The 21644-nt window shown below is 41.2% G+C and carries 24 protein-coding genes; 2 read left to right on the forward strand and 22 right to left on the reverse strand.

The window, feature by feature from the left end; genetic code table 11:
- The first annotated feature begins 17 nt into the window (after window positions 1-17).
- Complete coding sequence (locus tag ACOTWU_RS22350; RefSeq protein ID WP_001284318.1) at window positions 18-1517, forward strand: helix-hairpin-helix domain-containing protein; 1500 nt, start codon at window positions 18-20, stop codon at window positions 1515-1517.
- Window positions 1518-1682: 165 nt separating this feature from the next.
- On the opposite strand, the gene ACOTWU_RS22355 is transcribed toward ACOTWU_RS22350, so the two are convergent.
- Window positions 1683-2765, reverse strand: coding sequence for a hypothetical protein (locus ACOTWU_RS22355; RefSeq protein WP_001232447.1), 1083 nt, complete (start codon window positions 2763-2765; stop codon window positions 1683-1685).
- Between the two features lie 360 nt (window positions 2766-3125).
- Window positions 3126-3338: an Hha/YmoA family nucleoid-associated regulatory protein gene (locus ACOTWU_RS22360; protein ID WP_001285422.1), complete on the reverse strand. Its 213-nt coding sequence runs from the start codon at window positions 3336-3338 to the stop codon at window positions 3126-3128.
- Window positions 3339-3507: 169 nt separating this feature from the next.
- On the opposite strand from ACOTWU_RS22360, the gene ACOTWU_RS22365 reads away from it, so the two are divergent.
- Complete coding sequence (locus tag ACOTWU_RS22365) at window positions 3508-4683, forward strand: tyrosine-type recombinase/integrase (RefSeq protein WP_000795949.1); 1176 nt, start codon at window positions 3508-3510, stop codon at window positions 4681-4683.
- Between the two features lie 21 nt (window positions 4684-4704).
- On the opposite strand, the gene ACOTWU_RS22370 is transcribed toward ACOTWU_RS22365, so the two are convergent.
- From ACOTWU_RS22370 to ACOTWU_RS22465, 20 genes are all read right to left on the reverse strand, one after another.
- Window positions 4705-5049 (reverse strand): hypothetical protein, encoded by a 345-nt coding sequence (locus tag ACOTWU_RS22370; RefSeq protein ID WP_001805195.1) that lies wholly within the window; start codon window positions 5047-5049, stop codon window positions 4705-4707.
- Window positions 4985-5890, reverse strand: a complete 906-nt coding sequence (locus ACOTWU_RS22375; RefSeq protein ID WP_001198595.1) for a hypothetical protein — start codon at window positions 5888-5890, stop codon at window positions 4985-4987. The genes ACOTWU_RS22370 and ACOTWU_RS22375 overlap by 65 nt, the downstream gene beginning before the upstream one ends.
- A gap of 9 nt (window positions 5891-5899) precedes the next feature.
- Window positions 5900-6862 (reverse strand): DNA replication terminus site-binding protein, encoded by a 963-nt coding sequence (locus ACOTWU_RS22380; protein ID WP_000119428.1) that lies wholly within the window; start codon window positions 6860-6862, stop codon window positions 5900-5902.
- A gap of 90 nt (window positions 6863-6952) precedes the next feature.
- A complete protein-coding gene (locus ACOTWU_RS22385; RefSeq protein ID WP_000549069.1) occupies window positions 6953-7399 on the reverse strand; it encodes a hypothetical protein in 447 nt (148 codons plus the stop codon).
- A gap of 16 nt (window positions 7400-7415) precedes the next feature.
- Window positions 7416-7952 (reverse strand): hypothetical protein, encoded by a 537-nt coding sequence (locus tag ACOTWU_RS22390; RefSeq protein WP_000107167.1) that lies wholly within the window; start codon window positions 7950-7952, stop codon window positions 7416-7418.
- Window positions 7953-8025: 73 nt separating this feature from the next.
- Entirely contained in the window at window positions 8026-8283 is a 258-nt protein-coding gene (locus ACOTWU_RS22395) for a hypothetical protein (protein WP_001371933.1), read from the reverse strand.
- A 7-nt stretch (window positions 8284-8290) separates the two neighbouring features.
- A complete protein-coding gene (locus ACOTWU_RS22400) occupies window positions 8291-8881 on the reverse strand; it encodes a hypothetical protein (protein WP_000578891.1) in 591 nt (196 codons plus the stop codon).
- A gap of 44 nt (window positions 8882-8925) precedes the next feature.
- Entirely contained in the window at window positions 8926-9201 is a 276-nt protein-coding gene (locus ACOTWU_RS22405) for a hypothetical protein (protein ID WP_001004201.1), read from the reverse strand.
- Window positions 9202-9464: 263 nt separating this feature from the next.
- Window positions 9465-10421, reverse strand: a complete 957-nt coding sequence (locus tag ACOTWU_RS22410) for a hypothetical protein (RefSeq protein ID WP_085013659.1) — start codon at window positions 10419-10421, stop codon at window positions 9465-9467.
- 489 nt (window positions 10422-10910) lie between these two features.
- Window positions 10911-11531 carry a hypothetical protein gene (locus tag ACOTWU_RS22415; RefSeq protein WP_031942301.1) on the reverse strand — a complete coding sequence of 207 codons (621 nt, stop codon included), beginning with the start codon at window positions 11529-11531 and terminating at the stop codon, window positions 10911-10913.
- A gap of 66 nt (window positions 11532-11597) precedes the next feature.
- Window positions 11598-12518 (reverse strand): hypothetical protein, encoded by a 921-nt coding sequence (locus ACOTWU_RS22420; RefSeq protein ID WP_000991697.1) that lies wholly within the window; start codon window positions 12516-12518, stop codon window positions 11598-11600.
- Window positions 12519-12586: 68 nt separating this feature from the next.
- Entirely contained in the window at window positions 12587-13522 is a 936-nt protein-coding gene (locus ACOTWU_RS22425) for a hypothetical protein (protein ID WP_000691119.1), read from the reverse strand.
- Window positions 13523-13591: 69 nt separating this feature from the next.
- Complete coding sequence (locus tag ACOTWU_RS22430) at window positions 13592-14470, reverse strand: hypothetical protein (RefSeq protein ID WP_000762003.1); 879 nt, start codon at window positions 14468-14470, stop codon at window positions 13592-13594.
- 78 nt (window positions 14471-14548) lie between these two features.
- Window positions 14549-15070, reverse strand: coding sequence for a hypothetical protein (locus ACOTWU_RS22435; protein ID WP_001011130.1), 522 nt, complete (start codon window positions 15068-15070; stop codon window positions 14549-14551).
- A gap of 269 nt (window positions 15071-15339) precedes the next feature.
- Window positions 15340-16572, reverse strand: coding sequence for a DUF7146 domain-containing protein (locus tag ACOTWU_RS22440; RefSeq protein ID WP_000220379.1), 1233 nt, complete (start codon window positions 16570-16572; stop codon window positions 15340-15342).
- Between the two features lie 113 nt (window positions 16573-16685).
- Window positions 16686-16907: a hypothetical protein gene (locus tag ACOTWU_RS22445; protein WP_000192120.1), complete on the reverse strand. Its 222-nt coding sequence runs from the start codon at window positions 16905-16907 to the stop codon at window positions 16686-16688.
- A 72-nt stretch (window positions 16908-16979) separates the two neighbouring features.
- Window positions 16980-18986: a VWA domain-containing protein gene (locus tag ACOTWU_RS22450; protein WP_000762700.1), complete on the reverse strand. Its 2007-nt coding sequence runs from the start codon at window positions 18984-18986 to the stop codon at window positions 16980-16982.
- 77 nt (window positions 18987-19063) lie between these two features.
- Window positions 19064-20191: a DUF3150 domain-containing protein gene (locus tag ACOTWU_RS22455; RefSeq protein WP_000174396.1), complete on the reverse strand. Its 1128-nt coding sequence runs from the start codon at window positions 20189-20191 to the stop codon at window positions 19064-19066.
- 63 nt (window positions 20192-20254) lie between these two features.
- Complete coding sequence (locus ACOTWU_RS22460) at window positions 20255-20428, reverse strand: hypothetical protein (RefSeq protein WP_001176645.1); 174 nt, start codon at window positions 20426-20428, stop codon at window positions 20255-20257.
- Window positions 20429-20559: 131 nt separating this feature from the next.
- The gene (locus tag ACOTWU_RS22465; protein ID WP_000063335.1) at window positions 20560-21618 is read right to left on the reverse strand and encodes an ATP-binding protein; all 1059 of its coding nucleotides are present in this window, start codon (window positions 21616-21618) and stop codon (window positions 20560-20562) included.
- Window positions 21619-21644: the final 26 nt, after the last annotated feature.

The raw sequence follows: 21644 nt of genomic DNA on the forward strand, positions 1-21644 counted from the left end.
CTTTTTCGGTGATCAATATGGCAAATATCGTTACGTGCAAAACAAAGGACGGCGAAACAGTCCAGTATGTTGACGAGGTAATTGGTTCGGGCTCGATGAAGGATGTTTACTTTTCGCCTGATAAATCATACGTCGTCGCTTTTTATCATAAACCGCAGAACGAGCAGGCCCGGGATCGGATTGATATGATCACCGGACGCTACAGGCAAAACATTTTTGGCCAGTCCGGAGGTGAATACTGGAAGGACCTGTTTTGCTGGCCGACCCATGTTGTTGAGCATGGGCATAAAATCGGCATCGTGGTTCCAACCTACAAAAGCTACTTTTTCTTTAAATACGGCTCTAAAAACGATGATTTTCTTGGCATAAAAGGTCGTGAAAAGGAAGGCAAATGGTTTGCCAGCGCCAGCAACCAGAACAAATTTCTCGACCCACGTGAACGAGGCAATACGCTTACCTATCTCAAGGTCTGTCTGCTGCTGACAAGAGCCGTCAGAAGGATGCATGCGGCAGGTCTCTGTCACAGCGATCTAAGCTATAAAAACGTGCTTATCGATCCAGAAATGGGACATGCCTGCATCATTGACGTAGACGGCCTGGTTGTCCCTGGAAAGTATCCTCCCGACGTGGTGGGCACCCCGGATTTTATCGCTCCGGAAGTGGTGAAAACCAGTCATCTTTCCAAAGAGGATCCGAACCGCGTATTGCCAAGCATTACTACTGACCGTCATGCGCTGTCGGTGCTTATCTACATGTATCTGTTCTTCCGTCATCCGCTACGTGGCGGAAAAATACATGACATGTCGGATGAAGTACGTGATGAGACCTTATCTATGGGTGAGAAGGCACTCTTCATTGAACATCCGACAGACAAAAGCAATGCAGTCAAAGTCAGTCAGCTATCGTCCTTTTCACTGCCCTGGGCTGACCCGGAGAAAATTCCTTACACCATCATGGGCCCTTATCTGACACCTTTGTTTGAGCGCGCCTTTATAGATGGCTTACACGATGCCACTAAACGCCCGACCGCCGATGAGTGGGAAAGCGCCCTGGTTAAAACAGTCGATCTGATACAGCCCTGCCAGAACAAGGCGTGTGAACAGAAATGGTACGTTTTCTCGGGTAAGACAAAGCCGGTTTGTCCCTACTGCGGTACGCCATACAAGGGTAAATTACCGGTTCTAAATTTATATTCTTCCCGAAAGGAAGGCAGTTATCGTCCTGACGACCACCGGTTGATGGTGTGGAGCGGGCAGTCAATCTATGCGTGGCATGTGAATCGCCTCATTGCGCCAAATGAGCGTACAACCGATTTGCAAAGGAAACGAGTTGGGTATTTTGTTTTCCATAACGATCAGTGGTGGTTAGTAAATGAAGGCATAAATGGGCTTATGTCATTACCGGATAAACGACAGATTGCCATTGGGGAAAAAATTGAACTGACGAATAACGCTCAGTTTGTTCTGTCAAAGGAGGAAGGCGGCAGGCTGGTCGTCGTTCAGTTAGTAGAAAACTAACGGACGCCCATAACGACTAAAACGTTCTGGCAGCATACTGAACCTGTTTAATGAATCACTATATTAAGCTGTGTCAAATTTAAGCTGCCAGAAAAACTGACTGTCTGTGCCGGATATGCGGTACACCTCCTGCGGCAAGGGTTTAATGCGCAAAGCCCAATTTATTTATAAGAGTGAATAGTTTTGTGGCTCTACCCTGCCGCTCTCCTTTCCTGTGTCATGGTTTTTAACATCTGAAATACTGACATTGTTAAGCCGGTGATTGTATAAGGCGATGCGGACAATCTCATGAAGATATTCAAGTTCGTTTTGTGTCAAGGACTGGCCTTCCTGGGTTTTTGAAATCATTTCCTGCCAGCAGATCAGTCTTTCGTAACTGACATGTTCGCTGTTTTCCAGGCAGTGCAACCTGAAATAGCGAAGGAACAAAGGAAATTCATCGGTCTGAGCGATGTCATAAGCCCGAACCGTTAACCGACACAGACATACAATCGTATCCTGCTGTAACCTGACTAACGCGTTATGACTGCCCGGAAGGATATCAGGCAATTTCATCTTACAGTCAGCAAGGCGCTGAAGAAGAGGCCCTTCCTCTGAAGGCTCCCGTCCCCGATACTCCTGAAGAGGTTCAGATTCAAGTTCATGCATTAATGGATGATATAGCCATTCCCGGGAACTGGTCTCATCAATGATCAGGCTTTCAATGCACTCACTGTATGTTGTTTTACGTCGCCCGAGCTGCACCTGACTGATTTCATATTCAATATCTGGAAGATCGATACGCAATGCGGCAACTCTTTCGGAAGGATGAAGGTGGTCAAAGGTTAACTTCGCAGAAATGCTACGATCCCTGTCCAGAAAGACGGCCACACATAAATCATTAACCTTTACGAACAGATCAGCTGTGCCTCCGAACATACTGCCGCTTCCAATAACCTCATTCAGTGAAACCGGCCCACCATCGTCGCCAGCGAGAAGATTTGGGAAACCAAGAACCTGGTGCTCGTTGATGACTTCAATAATTTTTCCCCGGATGGCTTCCATCAGACCATCACAGTCACCGGCTACAGCAGTACTGTGTGAGAAATGCCAAAGCTTGACCTCCCCCTGCTTTGCTAACAGATCAGTTTTGCAAGCGGGGCAGATGCAGTTACAGTCGATACCCCGGCTGACCTCTGTAATATCTAAAAAGAGTCCTGATTCTCTCTGGAGTCCAAATGGAATACCAAATGTGTAACTCTTACGCATGGCTGCACCCCGTTTTTGATAATTATTCAAACTATATCCGAAATAACGGAGGAGGATTTCTGTAAAACGAATTAAAAGAAATGATTTTTTAGTTTTCCAGATTAATGTTTGACAAGAATCAAATGAGAGCCTTACAAATATGGAGAGAGAAGTTTAGGTAAAGTAACTTTTATCACAACTTCTAAAATTAAGGAGAATATCGGATGTATTTAGCAGTGGGCTTGGCTTATGATTAAAGTCTTTCTCCGAACTTAATAAGAAAGTTAAAAAGACAGGCTATTACAGTGCCTTTAGCCCCGAAAGGGGCATAAACTATTTTCAAATCCAGACACAGTCTTTTTGTTGTGCCAATATCAATAATTACTCGCGAACAAAGGTCCACACACTCGCAGGAACTTTGTCATATAACTTTTTCATTGTCAGTTCAGCTTTACGATGATCATAAGCACCAGAAATTTCAAGAGAGGCGACACCCGAGTTTTTTTCACATAACCTTTCAAATACTTTTTCGAGCGTTTCGAACGAACTACACTTACGGAATTTCATTAAATAAGACTGCTTTGTGTCAGACATAATCAACCTTCTTTAGACAGGCCTCAACTGGCCAGGGATAATCTTAATATCATTTTTCACTTAAGCCTAACGATTTCACAACCTTTTTCGTTGTTTCCACCCTGTTCATAACCAGGTACATGAGTGCTAAAATGACTGTAAATAAAACCAGTGTATCCCGGTGAGCAGGATGAAGAATCAATCAGTGATCAGACAGTTTTCGGAAAGCGAATTGCATCAGCAGCTGGAAACGTTCGGCAACCATGATAAACAGCTTTCACGCTTGATCCGTTACTTTTCCCATCTGAGATACAACACAGCTAAAACCTATCTGCACTGGCTACGAGTATGGAACGAATGGTATCAGGCGAATGCCCGGTTGCATACAGACTGGCCAGTAAGTTCGCTCCCCGTGTCTGAGGAAGCTCTGCTGGCGTTTATGGGGCATCTTGAAGGCAAATTGTCACGAAGCAGCATAAACAGCTGTCTTCAGGCCTTAAACAGTATCCATAAAAAAGGGCTTAACCTGCCCGGGATTATTACGTCTGAAGCATGGTACATGCTGGAAGCCTTAAAACAATCGGAAGCCCGGAAGCGAAAGACGACTAAACAGGCAACTCCCTTTCTTATTGGCGATCTCAAGGCTCTGATAAAGTTACGCAGTACTACAAACTCAGTTCGTAAGCTTCGTGACCTGTGCCTGATCTGGACAGGCTTTGAAACACTGCTCCGTTCATCCGAAATTCGCCGTATACGTCTGAAAGATCTGTCTCTGGATAGTATGACCGGTGAATTTAACCTGACGGTATACCGTACAAAAACGAACATCAGTACACTTCTTACCTACCGGCTGACACGTCAGTTAACTAACTGCCTCTTGAGATTGATGAACCTTGTGAAAATGGATCAGCACAGTCATCCGGATGAATACCTTTTCCAGGCCGTAAATTTCCATGATACAGGCTATATGCCACCCGGCTGGAAGCTTCGGAGTAAAGGGAATGAGCTATCTGAGCTTCTTAAACGGCATAACCTGCCCTACCGTGCTAAACAAAGTCTTCTGAACGATGAAGATGAGGAAGACACTGTGGACGATGCCGGTATGCTCAGCAAAAATTCCCTTTTACGGGCATTTAAAGAAATGTGGAATGAGCTTTATCCAAATGAGACTAAAACCCGTTACTGGACAGGGCACAGCGTTCGTGTAGGCGGTGCGATACAGCTGGATATTGAAGGTTACTCGCTACCACAGATTATGGAAATGGGGAACTGGTCGAATGAAGAAATGGTTATGCGCTACATTCGCAATATTGAAGCTGGTAAAAAAGCCATGATCAAGCTTATGCGAAATGCCTTTGATGAATAGCGCCCTCACGGGCGCATAACTTTATTTTTTCTTGAACGGGTTAAGTCTGGTGAGATTAGAGAGTGCCCCTCCCGGAGGCAAAATTCCCGTCCTTTTATATTTGTACACGCCATTTAATTTCATTGTCTGGATTCCAAGATTAATAAGCGTGACAAGTTTAAGGGTATACAGGAGTGTAAATTGGGGAGCAACCTGAATAAAAACTAATAACAAGCCTGCACACATTACACGTAGCCATGCCGCGTACTCCATGCTCAGCGGACGCTTGAAATAGAATCTTTCGAGCAAATCAACTGTCTTATTACTGATCCACGCCGCCGCCACTGAGAGTAACAACACGATGCACACCATAATGCCCAGTTCCATTTTCACTCCCTTCTCTTTTAGTCTGTTTAAGTTGAGGCTTAGCCACAGTAGTTTTGTTTTTTGCTTTTTTCTTAGGTTTGGTATGGTGAAACAGAAAACAATCCACCATTACCCAACCATTTTTATATCGAGCCACCAGCATCTTCTGGCTGGGGTAATGAGCATGAAACAGCATTTTCACGTCCATGGTGCCCATCAACGACTGTTTGCGCTTTAGCTCATCCTCAGCCATCTGAAATTCTTGTAAGAATTCTGAAGACAGACGCTGACGCAGAATTCTTATGGCACTGGAGTTTTCATCATTCTTTGCCAGGTGCCCGAAGCGTACAAGTGCCTTGTGGGTTATCTGGATGGGTCCCAGATGAGAGCTGAGCTGTTCGTACTGCCAGAAGTAGGTCAAATCCACCTTAACCCAGCTGATGCTGTCCAGCAGAGCCTCGTTCATGATGGTTCCGGACATAGGTACCATTGTCAGCCTGGCCAGACGCATATGTATGTAGTCCGTAAGCAACCTCAGCGACTCAGGAACGTTTTTATTGAGTAGGAGATGCTGAAGCACCGGGGTTGCGGTCTGCCAACACAGATTGCGCCCGTCAGGCAGGAAAGCAAACTTTTGATCGTCAGGCGCAGAGTTCGAAGCGTTTTCCTTACGAAGCAAAAAATAATGGCCGCACAGCAGCTCTGCTCTTACCTGGTCCTCGTCAGGGTCATGTCGGGCTTTACTTAGATCAACGGTTAGCACAACGCGGTTAATCGCATCAGCGTGATATTTTTTTACCCAGACGCAGACACGATAGAGACGCTCATCGATTTTCTGGCTGGCTGTGGAAATCCATTGCATTGTTGTTCCTTAATTTTCGGGGCTGACAATGAAAATGCCCAGCTCAGCCCCCGGCACGAGTTCTGTATATTTCAGGCTCAGCTTCCGTTGGTTGGACGGACCCTGGCTGTTTTCAGGAGCCCAGTCAGAGAGCGTTTTTAATTGAGGTATGTTGCCTGCTGCGAAAATGGGCAAGGATGCTTTTACTACTGAATAATCAGTCTCAGCATATTTATTCCCGTTTCGTTCCTGCCCTTCAGGCCTAAATGCAAAAATGTGAGCAATCGGAACAGGGAAAGAGTTAGTTCGACAAAGGCGATAAGATTCGCCCTGCTTCAGTGGGTGAAATTCAAGACGGTGTAAAGCCTTATCGATATTAGACACGACATTCAAATTGGTAGTTGCTACATTTTTTACTTCTGAGGCTCTCCTGCGCTCCAACAAACTCACAAGTTGCTCTGCTGTTTTAACTTCCTGGTTTCGGTTTAGCCGCCATGAAAAAGTAACTTTTTTAAGCTGGGACTTGATGAAAAGGATATTTCTTGTTGAGTGCATAGCGACAAGGCCCGGGAGCTTCTTGTGCACTTTATCAAAACGGACATTCTTTTTATTATCGATACGCCTCATTGCCGCAGCAAAATCATTTTTTGCTTCGTTTATAGAAGTGATCAAGCTTTCGAGAAGATCTGCTCTTTCGGGGACAATGATTAGACCCGGGTATTTAGTGGTTACTTTGGTGGAATCATGACTTAATGACTCTATGTCATCCACACAGATGTCAGTAAGTGCCTGAATAATTTCCTCAACCGAAGCATCGTCTTTAATACTAACCCTGATGGGTTTAACCTGCTTCAAGCGCTCTTCTGTTCTAGATACGGTGGAGACAGTCATCAGGTTTGCCATCATCGGGGGGGTGTTCGAAAGAAAACACTTGAGCGAGTCGATGCGTTCCAGAATCTGGTCACGAAAATAGGGCAAATCGTCATAACTCATACGTTTCTCCAGGCTCATGTTATTTCCAATCAATTTTGCTGCCCAGGCTGACCTTGCAGAACATAAATGTCATGTAAACCTCTAAAGAAGTCATTTTGAAACAGCTTTCACAGCATGCGATTTATGTTCGATAGGGCTCATGAACAAAGGATGATAATGGAGACGCCATGGATAGTGGATAGTCTTACCCACCTGGGTGATCCGATTGAGGCGAAAACGACCATTTATACAGTCAACTGACCAAAGCCCGGGAGAAACTAACCTCTTCCAGCGGTAAAAAGAGAAACCTGCAACACAGAGGTCATGCTCCAGGAAATGTTGAGTTTCGACGACGCGAACTTTTATCAAAAACCCCAGCATTGGCGAAAACCAGATCAACAACCATGTTGGCGGCAGGATGACTTTGTTCAGGAGATGATCTGTCATAAGCAAGGCAGATAACATCAGAAAACTGATAGTCAACCACAGGGCCATCCAACCGGCCCATACGCGGCTCTGACAGGGTTTCCATTCGAGAAGAAAAAGTTTTTTATGCATTCTGCCCCGCCTAATTTTAATGTATTGCCGAAGTATGCTGCATCATGATGGTGGTGCGGGGAAAGATTTCAAACTTCCACAATTCTGAAGCCGTGTTCCAACCATGAAAGATCCCGTCTCCACAGCGAGTGTTAAAAGCAAGAATTTCATCCCTGACCTGGTAAGCGAGCACTTCTGGCATATCAATAAACTCAGGTAAGGAAAGAAGAATTCCATGGATAACTTCTCCGGTTAACTTACTCATAACCTCTTCCTCAGACAGGGCAGCGTCCGGGAACAAACACAACGGAAGTGAAAAACAACATAGGTCAAGACCAATAGCAGCCCTTCCTGCGTCGTAGCCTTCTTCATTAACGACAAAACGAAAGAATTTTTCTGTCTCACCCCGTAATGATGACGGTCCTTCAGACGGAACTTCAATACCACTGAAGACTTTATCGGTCCAGTTGGTAAAAGGACTGGTGAAAACCCAACAAATTAAGGATAACGCCAGCTCTTCCTTAAACATACGTTCAGTGCCGGTAGTTCTGGAAAGTTGCTTTTGAGTACTCATGTTTTACCTGTTGCATGAAATTATTGATGTTATATAAACACAACCGGCATTTTATCTAATAGGTTTGAAAACACTAAAAATCGCAAATGCTGGTACCTTTCTGTTTTAAGAGATTTTCAAGGTAAAGTGAGGCTAGATCAATTGGCTGGTTCTCTTCAAGACAGGCTCGCACAAGATCTTCAATAGAGACCGAATCAACCCCCCTTCCCTGTAAAATTTCTTTAGCAGATGCCAGCGTTTTATGAACGCTTCGACTTAGTTGTAATCTGACTTGTGTGCGGGTATCAAAAAGACAATCTTCTGTGACACTTTGTGAAACGGTTCTACTCATTGAAAAATCACTCCATTTCTGGGATCGAATGAAAATTAACAGCTATAGATGTATCAGGTTTCCCATTTTCTACGATACTCAACCACGTACGCGCTGAGATTTGTTGTTCACAGACGAGTATGTAACCTGTTCCCTGTTGATGATGTAGCTCAAGAGCTTTTAGGATAGGCTCTGAATGAGGTCCGAGAGCATCACGCGTGTGAATAAGCGTTTGCTCTGGCAATACGTTGCTAAGCATAGACAGCAGAACATTACGCTCATCCTCATTATCCGACAAAACAAGAATTATACGAAAACCCGTTTTTATACGAAATCTGATTTCTGAAACTAACTTTCTTAATCTTAATTTATATATGACCAGGCGGAATCGAGTCATCAGTAAAGAGACCACTGTGAAGATAACGATTACTGCGCCATATTTTGACCTGTAGAACCACCAGTTAAGGCCTCCAGCAACTATCAGGATTAACATTAAAATTAAACTCCCATAGAAAAAAAGTGCTGGGTAGCGAGTTGTCTTTCCTTCAATTAGTGCTGAGGCAAATATCAAAATGGATATTCCGTAAATTACCCAGTCAAAAATACTTTCTCCAATCATTCTTTAGTGAACATCCTTAAAAGTGGAAATGTAGGTTTATGGGTTTATGCATTTTCCTGATGGCCTTGACAACCAAGGATTTCACAGAAATTGTCACAGTGTGAAGCTGTAACAAAGCGCTCTCCACGTTCGAATCGCTCAACCAAATCCTTTCTTACTTCACTTCCAGGTTTCTGGAAGATGTACTCAAGCTGGAGATCCTCGGCCGTTGAAAGTAGTCGTTCTATGCTGAAATCAACATGGTAAAAGCAAAACTGATTATCAACCGGGGGAAAGTTGCTTTTGGTACTGTTCTCGTTTTTGGATTTTAGTTCATTCATGAGCTCTCCTTGGTTGAGAACAGTATACAAATCTCTTTAGGGATTTTTTTTCGTTAATAGCACTTTTTTGAGTTTAAAGAGTATGTTCATACCAGAGCATTAGAGGCTACGAAAAGGATAATGGAATTAGAAAGATAGATTTTAAGTGGTGATGTAAGGTGGGATAGGTAGAAGAGGAGTAGACGCTTGTAAGCGAGGCAAAAAAAAGGCACGGAAACCGTGCCATAAGAGTATGTGAGAAAAAATCAAAATCAGGGAAAGAATCAAGCAGCTTGTGAAACTGAATCTCCAACTGCAAGATTTAAATTTCTTAGGTTATCGAAAACTTCAGATACTAAGTCATTACGGTCGTGGATTTTAATCCGCCCACCGGTTAACTCTGAAACATAAACGGTATGGCAGAGGTCAGTAACCACTTCGCCGTATTCATCAACGACTTCCAAAGATGCAATCATCGGAATATAAGAAGCCGCAGCATAGCTCTCATAAATACTTATTATGGAGTCATTGTTGCGTCGAGAAATTACCCTACCAGAAGGTAAAGCCTCATCTTCCATATAGCAATCAGATAGGTCCTCACAGAAGTCATTTTCTTTAAGTGAAATATTAAGGGTCAATTCACTGTTGATAGAGCGTGAATAAGAATATTCACTCAGTTTATAGCAAGCCAAACTTATATCACTAAAAGTTTCATAAGCTTTATAGAGGCTCGATGTTATAGACTCAGATACAAATGTTATTAGTCCAATAAAATGAGTATCCCAGAACTGTTGCAAAGCAAAACGGGCAATCATAACCTGACCATCAACCTGCATCAGTCTGTTATATTCATCCCGGTCATAACCTTTCGACTGAGAAACATCATTAGACATGCTAAGAACTTCACTACAAACATCATCATATTCAAAACGGCTAGTTGCAAAGTGTTTTCCTGAAATCTCAAGGTACTGACCAGAGACTGCGTCAAACACCTCAAAAAAGTAACAGAGTCGAGATTTTAAAGATTCTCTGTTTAAAGCTTCTATTTCATTCTCAGAGATACTATCGACATATAAATCAACAGCATTCTTGAGTTCAATAGCTTTGATATTACAGGTAAAAGAAAGCTCGTCACTTTGACAATGGCAAACACTTAATACTATATCCGCCTCATCAAAATCTATGCCAAGATAGCTCAGAACTGCTCGGACATAGTTTTTATCATCAGATGAATGTGTCATATACACTACCTCAAATTTGAGAGGAAGTGCCCCAGAAGGGAAGCGACTTCCCCACTGGGTTAGATAAAAGTTTGGTTAAGCTAAAAGAAGATGCCAGCGACAGATTTTACATTGTCATAGACAAGTGTCTTCAGCCAACCAAAGTTACTTTTTTGGACTGAAGCAAAAGGATCATTGAGACGCGTTACGAAAATCGTCAAAAGCTTCAGTTATTAGTAATGTGCGATCAGTTACTCTGTATCGGTCATTACTTTCGAGAGATACGTAAGTTGAATGCGAAGAATCACAGACAACACGCCCTCTTTTATTGATCAATCTTACTTCCATCATCACCGGCACATTGATAATTGAAGCAACATCGGTATAGAGGGATATGAGGGCATCATTGTCACAATATAACGCCCCGTTCCCATCAAATGTATCGTTAAACTTAATATATATATCTGGCATATTTGCCGGATAATCATCAGTATTGAAATCAATGCATAACTATAAGTCATCATTAATACGGCGATTAATCTTATGCTGCCCAACACGTACAAAGCCATGTTCAACAGCTTTGATAATCCTTAAAGTTTCATTAAGACAATCTGTAATTCTTTTCTCGACAAATGAGATAAAGTCACCAAAGTCGGAATGAAAAAACTGTTTAAGTGCAAATTTCGCAACTAACACTTTCCCATCCACCTTCATTTTATCGAGATAAAGATTTCTTATAGCATCAGTAGAAGAATTAGCTTTAGATAACTCTTCACAGTCATTAATAATCATTGAAACAATATCAATAACTTTAACTGGGCTTAAAGTATTACTATATCCGCGAATATCAAACGTAAAAAATCCGAAATTCTTAAATACTCCAAGAAAATAAATTATTTTTTGTTTCAAAAGAATAGAATCGGAGTAAGATGCGTTGTGCTTTATTAGTTCAGATATGTAGAGATCCAACATACAATTTAAATTATCGATATCTACATCGTAATCAAAGGTTACTTTGTCGAACGAAGTATCAGATAATTGAACGGTTATATCGTCAGCGGGAACATTAAGGCCTAAATTTTGATAAAGAAAGGCACTAACAAATTCCACGTGGTCAGATTCTTTAAACATTTACACTACCTCATGACTAAAAAGGAAGTGCTTCCCACCGGGAAGCAAGTTCCCGGATGGGTTAGATTAATTATAAAAGAGTTCTTCAGAAGGTACATGCATTTCTGGTTTGAACTGTTTTAAGGAGTTGTTTATAGCTTTTCGATATAACCCTGAAGAGTGTGGCTTAAACATTTGATATTCCGTAACGAGCAGAGGAGACGTAAAGCATCCTAAGTTCACTAGTGAAATATTTGATGTTTCTTCACAAACATCTAATTCAGCGTATATCCGCCTCTTCATTACCCTGCCTGCTAAATAGCGACGAACATGATTTATAAACTTGTCCGCATCTGATATAGAATTAACTATATAATCAGATGTGACTATCTGATTAGATACAGTTTCAGGTATAGCTTCGGCTATTATTTTTACGTTCATTTCATAATCAACACTATGGAAGCAAGCAAGAATTTGTGGCTTCGCGCTTTCTAAAATCTTTTCAAGAACAGAAAAAATCAGAGAGAACTCGTTTAAAATTCGCTTTTGTATAAGTCCATGTAGATGTTTTATGAAAGGAGAACCGTGTTCAACAAGGCCTAGTATAAGATCCTTAGAGGCCAAATCTGAGCGGTAATAAACGTATTCTAGATTATCCCGGTTAAATCCTTTGATAAGCAAATCAGGCTGCTCTGAGACCAGTCGTAAATGAGTTGAAGCTATAGAAACTTCAAAACGAAAGTTCGCGAGATTTACAGGGCCTGCTTTTAATGTAGCCGCTTCGGAAAAATAAATGAAAAGAGGATGCAAATCATCGTTACCACAGTAAAGATGGTCTGCGCCCTTAAGATATTTCACCAAATGAGGTAGAAAAGATATTACTGGAATATCAGCCACAAATCGAATATGCCGAAATGGTTTTGAATCCAAATATATATTTTCCACTACAGCGCCAACAAAACCCATTTTAACAAGAATAGATTCAACTAACTTTTGTATCGCATTCATTTAAATACCCTCTTAATAGAGGGATTTCTCCCAAAGGGAGAAATCCCTATGGGAGAAAATAATTTTAATTAATAATTGTAGCGAAGCGCATGTTCTTTTTCACTAAGATGGTTTTCATATTCCGACTTACCAGAACTTAAACACTCTTTGAAAAAGACCTTTGAAAAATTCTTCAAGTCACTTCGGTTGTTAATTTCTTTGTCAGACATCAACTTAGCTGAGTGTGAGGTATCCACAGGCCCCAACCACCATTCATATTTAATATAAACACAATTGGTTTTTGTATGTCCATTTAGAAATCGTTTTGCATTTCTAAGTATTTTTCTACAACCGTTAAGGTCTGAAAGTAAGATATCTGGAGCAATGAGCTCTTCCAGAATATGACCAGGTAAGCCTTTCCTAAAAAGCTCAACATCGTAACTACAATACCAGTCACGATAATTAAAAGCTTTAATAAGTCTTTCAGGTGTATCCAAAGATATCTTATTCAGGATTTTTAATGCAAAGCATACAGCATCTTTTAACAACTCGTGCACCTCAACATTGATAAATGAGAAAAACGAGCTTAATTCTTTCTCTAAGGAATTATACAACTTACCGTAAATATCCTGAGAAAAAAGATACTGCAATCTTTCTTTATTATAAGTGCAATTCGAAATTGAATAGACTTCTCCTCTTTCGATTTTGCACCCTTCCCTTAAAACTATAGGAAACCTCAAATGGTTAACAATGAAAGAATGATTCTTTCTTTGCTTCAAAGCATCTAATTGAAATTTCGTAATTTCCTCCAGATTTGCATCTTCAAAACCTGGAAAGGGAATATCACAGAAACAAGAACTATATGCTTTTGCTGATTCATACATAAACTCCAGTGAAACATCAGCATCAAAAGACATACCAGAGAACATGCCCTGCCCATTGTCTAAAAATGTAATGTTTTTAACCTGTATTTTTTTATGTTGAACAACCAAAAAGGCATTAATGATTTTTTCGATAATTTTCATGTGATCCTCTCTCAATAAAAAAGGGATCACTCCCATATGGGGTGTGATCCCCACATGGGTATAATTTAATTAAAAATCTGTAAGACCTAAATCTTTATTTCTACCACAAACTGTAGAAGATATAAGACGTTTTACTCGCTTTCGAGCACTTCGGCCTGACGTATCTTTCAAGTACATCGGTAATGACAATGATGAGATTTGATTACTTCGCTTATGATGGCAGACTATATAGCCCTGCCTCCACCCCGAACGCACAAACTCACGGATGCGGTTAATATATGCCGAAGCTTGAGATTTTGTACTTATCGATTCAGAACACTTTAAGTTCTGTTCGATAGAGTAAAGCTCAGCCGCCATTAATTTCACCTCATACAGGTCATCCCCATAACTTATAGTTTTCAACAGCTCTTCCTTTTCCCGAATGAAAAATACTTGCTGCATTCCAAGGATCAGGTCATAGGCCTCTCGAAAGAGGTCGATAAGCTTATTACGAACATAAATCATAAACTCCTCAAAGTGCTGAAGCCAGAAATAAGCCGCATTACTTATTTGTGAATTGTGAGAACAAACAAGCCCTTTAGCAAGCTCGACCTCTTCCTCCCGAAAAGTAAAGTTACTTTTCTTAAACCGACTTTGTTCAAAAATGCTTTGATGCATTTCTATCCATACAGAAACAAAACCGAGGGATTCAAATTCTTCGTTTAACAAATGTAAACTTTCGAAGATTTTCTGAATTTCGATCCCGATGTCATATGACAGTGGACATTCTTTTATAGAATAAACATAACCGGGTAGGAAGTGAGATAAATGCTCAGTTCGCAAATATAAACTGAATTTAAGTTCTGTCAGTGGTTGTTTCAAAGATAATTTAGATGATTCGCTTATATTTACTGGTTCAACACCATTTCTAATCAAAATAGCTTTTACCAGGTCCGTAGCTAACTTCATACAGCCTCCAGTCGTTATTGAGGCCTCCCTGATGCAGGTTGGCCATCAGGGAAAATATGTAAATCAATTAGCAACCAATCAGACCGTTGCCATTACATTGTCAATGTATCTGACAAGGGATGGGCGGTCGTCCTGTAAGGCAAAACGGCGAAGGTCATCAAGATTATACGCAGGAAGATAATCAGCGTAACCTCGAATACGAAGGTCCTCAACCACAACTTTTATATACTCAAATCGTCCAAGATTTCCTTTTAATGGGGGTTTTCCTGGACTAGACAGCATATCGTCTGCTTGCTCCCATGTGATTTCTTTAGCTTCACCACTATGTAGATCAAGATGGACATATATGAATGACTTATAATCTCCACGGCAACGAAGATAATATTTCGGATAGAAATATTTGTCACAACGCAACAAACACGTTCCTGAAGGACGAACTACGTACAACAGGTTTCTGTCATTTTCTAATATGCCATGTTTCAAAATCGTTATATCTATCTCATTATCATGCAGCAAATAGCATGACGATGGTTCATTGACGATGCGCGATTTTATAACAGCAGCAAATTTATTAAAAACTTCGTTAGTTTGAAAATTCATTAAAATGCTCTCCGATGTAAAACGACGAGCATCACCATAACGGTAATACTCCCGTTATGGGTTTTAATAGTTTATGGAATAACCATGTCATACAACCGACCATAGCCAGTAGTACCGCACATTTATTTAACTGAGCAAGCATCTCAGCCGTGAAAAGACCTTAAAGGCAGGTAATTATCACGAAGGAAAGCGGTTATCTTATCAATACAATTTAAAAAATAATATTGATAAGATAACCCCCCCCGCAAAATGCGGGGGAGTTATCGTTGTTACAGCTGATTAAGACATTCAGGAGCCCAGTGAATCGGGAATCCATCCTGCCCTGTTAACTGGAGAACATCGTTCCAGTCGATACCCTTTTTCCCATCAGGAATATCTTGTGCTGGTTCGAAGACTTCAATTGTCAGCTTTGATGCGGGATATCGTTTAGCCAAAAACTCAACCATGCGGCTTTGAAGTCGCTGAGCAGCTTCGATACCGGCACGAGTGCCTTGTGAGTTAGCAATATCCTTATCCGCCCAGATATAAAAGTTTATATATTTTACATCCGGCGGAGGCAGTAAAAAATCAGGAACAGTAACGTTTTCAAGGCACCATGCGGAGCTGGCTGCCCAGCATGGTGTTGAAGTCGCTTCTACAACAGAAAGCGCATTCTCGATCCCTTCAGCCACTCCCAGTGTCCAGGTCGAACTACCTGAATCATAGTGAGGGTCAAACAACTGAATTGAGCCACCTGTCATATCGGCAGGAGGCTTCATCATCAGCTTTGGATTTTCTACAGGTGCCTTATCACCGTTTTTGTCTACGTATGTTCTATGGATAGTCAGAGGCCGACCTCGGGTGTCACGATAGATTGCAATCATTCCCGGATAGATAATCGATTTCTGCTTATCTTTATCCCAATAGTAGATCCGGTTATTAAAGCCTAAATCCTTTGGTAAGTGACTCAGTAAGCGGGAGATCCCACGATTACGGAGGTACAAAGCAACAGGAGTATTAGGCTTTATTTCACCGGTATAGTGATACATCACATCAAGTTTTCGCATTCGCTTTGCCACTTCCTCTCGGTCAAGAGTTTCTGTGGCACGAACTGCTGATTTATAGCGTCGTTCATTTTCAATGTCGGCGTCAGTTAACGGAGCATGCAGATCCATCCCGAAAAAATCTGAGAGAATCTTTTTGCAAGTCTGCGTTTTACTTAATTCATAATATTTCGCCAGAACATCAATTCCGTCGCAAAACTCATTTACCGGAAAGTCATTATGGATCGCACATCCGGTATAAAGGTCTTTTTGCCGGAAACGAAACTTCGATTTCCCTGCGCCAGTAAACGGGCAAGGAACCTGGCTCGGGGCTTTTGCACAAGCGTCTTTGAAAGCAGGTATTCTTTCGAATATATACTTCCAGCCAGACACTTCAGCAATTCGAGCATGAACGAGTTTAATAAAGTGTTCAGATACTTCCTGTGGTTTACGACGAAGAGCCGGGGATGCATAAGTCATGATGATCTCTCTTATCTGGCATTGTGAGTTTCTCAATGCCTTCTGCGGTGCAGAAGACAGGGAGAAACCCACAACGCAGAATTTAAGAAAGAGGGCCCGGGGGCCCTCAACATTTATGCTTCAGTCGTGAAGCCATTATTCTCAAGACGCTGTATGTAGTTATCTACAAGTAACGCAGCCTGCTGGCTATTACCCTCCGCTATAGTGACTTCGCGGAAGATTCTTTCCTGAGGGCTATCATTGCTTATAACTTCACCAACACGTCCGAAAATACGGACTTTATGCATCGCACCGACTTTTTCATGTTCTACACGGTAAGTTTTTATCTGAGTCATATTTTGCTCCTTATTCCTTCATGGAGCAAAAAGACCCACCGGGGCCTTTTTGCCCCGATTGGGTAGAGTTTATTAAGAAAGTATTTGATGAACTAGCTTACTGACTTCAATAGACAATAAAGAAGTATCATCAACTGTTACGAAAGTGTCCGTTTCAAAACCAATTATTTCATCAGTCTTAATACCAACACCAACGATTTCTATTCCATTACATTTAGCCTTTTCCATAACTTCGACGATAGTAAATTCCGATTTATTCGGATAACCATCAGTTATAAGAAAAATTATTTTCCTATCGAATTGGCTGTCAAGTAACAGATCAACAGCTGCCATTAAAGCAGATCCCGTAGGGGTATAATAACCCTTACATCCAAGAGTGAATTTCGATAGAGATTCCTCAACGCTTTGATCAAACGTTTTGATAATCTCAAATTCACTTTCCTTGAAGGGAAAAACTATATTGGAGACATGCATTTTTGACAAACTTTCAGCGGCCATCGATAAAGCAAGATCTGACTTAATGGCATGAATATATCTTTCATCATTAGCCATTGACGCTGAAATATCACGAACTAATACGAGGCCAACATGCCCTCTATTTTTAGATTCGCTTTGAGCTCTGAAGACATCACGAACTCCCATTTGTGACAGAATTAATCGATTTCCATCGAAGGTAATTCCACGCTCATGAGTTTTGTTTCGGCCACGCATTTTAACCTGCTGTAAAACAGACAAGTCGCTACCGATTGAATGACTCAGAGACAAAGCCTCATTGTAAACATTCAAATCGATAAGGAGATCAGGGATATCCCATTCAGAAGCACCGAATTCGGCTTTCACGTCATCGGATACTTTTGATGCAATACCTTCAATCTCTTTAGCCAAAGCATCGTGATAATCTTCGCTATCCTCATCACTGCTAAGAAAGGCATCCAACAAATCTGCCAGTATCTCCCATTGAGCCGATGAAAAGTTACTTTCATCTTCAACGTTAGTCGAACTGGCTTCATCTGATTCACTCTCGGAAGGGTTAATCGCATCAGTATCGTCTTCAATAATGTTATCACCCGTGGGATTGCCACCGGTGGGTTCATTATTTCCCTCGTTATCTTCAGCAAGTTCTGAAGGCTCAGAACATCCCTCTTGAGCAAGATCAGCGTTATCGGAAGTATCTGCCTGACCTTCACTATCGTCCTCAGAATCATCCTCACGACTATCAGTCGACGTAAGCGATTTATCTTCTGATTCGGTATCGGTATCGGTCTCGGATTCATCATATGCCTCCTGCTCCTCCTGCTCTGTCTGCTGCTGTTGTTCCTTTGCCTCATCCCGCAGTCTCTCTAAAAGAGCCAGGGTCTTACGAGCAAGGGATTCACAGCCCTGAGTATTTTCACAACCAAGAGCATCATGAAAAATTTCCTCAACATCAGAAATTACTGGAGAAAGTATCTTTTGGGCATAGTCAAAAAACGGATCGAGGGTTTCTTTGTGACCTACCTGCTGAAGGACTTTTACTCGCAATGAGTTAAGCAGATACCACTCAATAAATAGGACAGGATTTTCCGGACGAGAAGATATATCAGGAGTCATCCTTCCGGCTTTAACCATCAGTGCGTAAGTGGCTGCAAGCCGCCGCTTTGCATCCGGATAATCGTTACCAACCTTCTCTTCCATCTGTACATCATCGAACAGATTTATAAGCCCGGTAAGACGTTTTGCCCTGCTATAAGCTTTACGTTTCTCAGCGAGGCTCTCAAACTCTGCATTCATTCCGTCATCGAAGCGTGTAAACCCTTCAGATGACATGAGAACACTATTAAAGGCGTCACTGTAAACCTCACTGACGGTATAGCGACCATGACCAGCTTCATGACAGGTAAAACCTTCAATCAGACTGACAAAGTCATCATCGCTATAATCGCCGTTTGGTAAAACACAAACTTTATTGACAGGATCAAAATACGGTCCTTTGGTATTGTCGTCTATTACAACTCTTACATCGCCTAAGCCGCTAATGACTTTTGCTATATTCTGTAAACGCTTAATATGGCGCGGCGATGATTTAAGATCTAATTTCATAGAATACCTCTTTATAAAAAAGGGGTACTCACCCAGATGGTGAAGTACCCATCTGGGGTTTTTAATAAAGCAAACAGTTACCAGCCTTTGAGCTCGATATCAAAACCATTTTCAGCATTGTCTTCCTGTTGCGAAACTGATTTCTCAGGTTCAGCTACAGAATCAGTGTTTGAAAACGTGCTGTTTTTTATATCGTTCTCTACGACAGGTTCAACCTGAAACACATTTGTTGAATCTAAAATAGCTTCAATACCTGTGTTCTGTAGCGCGTTCGGTTCTGTTTGTGAGCTTTGATTAAATGATCTGGTAATAGATTCCAACCAGTCAGTAACCTTTTGCTCTCCTGAAATAATACGCTTTAACATTGAAGCATCACTCATGAAATAAAACCACTGCTGTAACACCGCAACGTCGCGAGGTTCAGAAATGGCACCTTTAGGTAAATTATTCATTATGTGTTTTATAGCTTCTGCAAGTACTGCCGCCTCTTTATGTATAAACATGAAGCTAATGATCTTATTTTGCATTTGCTTCAGTCGGTCAATAGTACTTGAGCGCAAATTATTATTTTTACTAATTTTTTCATAAACCCTCATTGCTTCTTCTGCCAGATCTGTTATCAATTGTTCCTGATAGTAGTCCTGGGTTTCATCACCTTCAACGCTAATAGGCGTAAAAGGAATAAAGTGAGCAATATTAAATCTAAAGGATTTTATGAAATCATCTTTAGTTAATTTCAACTGATCAATCAAAGAAGACATTCTTGGGCTTCTATTTTTTTCAGCCTCAATATGCATCTCATAATTGTCTACAACGTTTTGAATACCTGCCTGAAACTCTCGTTCAATCTCTTGGGCCCCTTCCAGAAACTCTTCCATACTGGAAACTGGTAAAATCCACATATTGCTATAGCGGATGCACAAGCGTGAGCAAAGGGTTGATATTCTGCTGGTAATCGTACTTTTGAAGCTAAGGGCTTTTATGTCAATCCAACGTACTTCGCTTTTAGATACGCTTTTTTGATCCGTAATATCATCTCCATCATAAGACAAATCGATTTTATCGGTTCGACGCGATCCTTGACAGCCACTTATTTCAATTTTTGTTATAACTGCACCTTCCAGTAAATCTGGATATGATTTTGCAAAATTCTCAGAGATTTGTTTTGCAGATACTTTGTTAAGCATTGAAGTATTTAAAGTCATGGGTTTCTCCAAAAAAAAGGGGAAACCCTCCCCAACGGGAAAGATTTCCCGATAGGGTTGATATTAAAGCTTCTCTGGTGCAATTAAAAGAATACCGGGAAACTCAGCGGCAACATCATCATTGCCCATTGCTCCCTGATACATATAACCTTTTAATTCCATTTCTTTAATTAGACCTTCCATATTTATTTTACCATCATGATAAAACAATAAAGAATAGTCGTTATTCAGTTGCATAAGTCCAGTAAAATTAGTTCCGTTTTTTGCTATAGCAATGGTAGCAGCACCATCCGTACTTAAAAACGCACTAAATTCAAGATGGGATAACTCTGAGATACAAATATCAGAGGTTTCATAACAAATCCCATCTAACTCGACTTTTTTGCTGTGAAATACTCCAGCGATTTATCCTTGTCTTCGCCAAGAGAAAGATCTATAGCTTGAAGAACAAGATCGACCACATGTAAAGGTAAAGCAGAAGCAAAAGCTATTTTGAAAGTGTCAAGAAGACTAAAGGTTTTTAACGTCATCGACGTGCCAACCCAAGCTACTAATTGACGAATATCCATCACACTGTCTTCTGTACCAGAGTCATTTACTGCAATCGCTACTCTTACGAACTTCTCAATGACCTGAAAAGGCAAAGAGCTATATCGTTTAGTAAGCACATTGGTTAAAGCAACTTTGTCGGGCTTCTCCATTTCAACTATCAAGAACCGCTTTATAAAAGCTGCATCTTGACGTTGAGAAGAAACGAACCGGCGAGCGCCTCCACTCATGTTTGTGTTTGCAGTACCAATAAATCGCGTGTAGCCATTAGCAGTTATAACCTCACCACCATTAGCACTGAGTGACCAGGGCTTACGTTCAATGGGCATGTGAAGTTTTGCTGCCGTATCAGGATCGATTTTGTCCACTTCATCCAGAAGAATGAGGTGACCATTACGAAATCCCGTTACCAAATCGCTGTGTACAAAACCTGTATTACCACCATTAAGACTGCGCTCACCTTCAAGCTCATCAACTCGAATATTGCTGTTGATCTGCTTAATTGTCAGCGGCCAATTCATCATGTGGCTAATGTACATTACCATTTCAGTCTTGCCAGAACCGGACTCACCTTTAAGACACACACTTAAATCTATATCCGGACTGATAAGCAGTTTAACCACTTGTTCAAGTATTCGGGGATTTGGTATGTAGTCTTTGTTCAGCGGAGCTCGATACGAGGTTTTAGTTTTGAAAACAGGCACAGCCATCTTTGGATCCATTTCTGGAATACCAAAAAGGTCCTTTGCTAGAACTAAAAGATACTCACCTTTATCCACATAATGTTTTAACTTTATAACATCCGGGGAAAGAAGAGCTTCTAATTTTTCATAAGCATCAGAAGATGTTTCATTTAACTTCATAGCGGCATTAGACATTTTTAACTCCGGTAAAATGCAAACAC

This window comes from Enterobacter cloacae complex sp. GYL001, from assembly GCF_049237125.1.
GTDB lineage: Bacteria > Pseudomonadota > Gammaproteobacteria > Enterobacterales > Enterobacteriaceae > Enterobacter > Enterobacter hormaechei_C.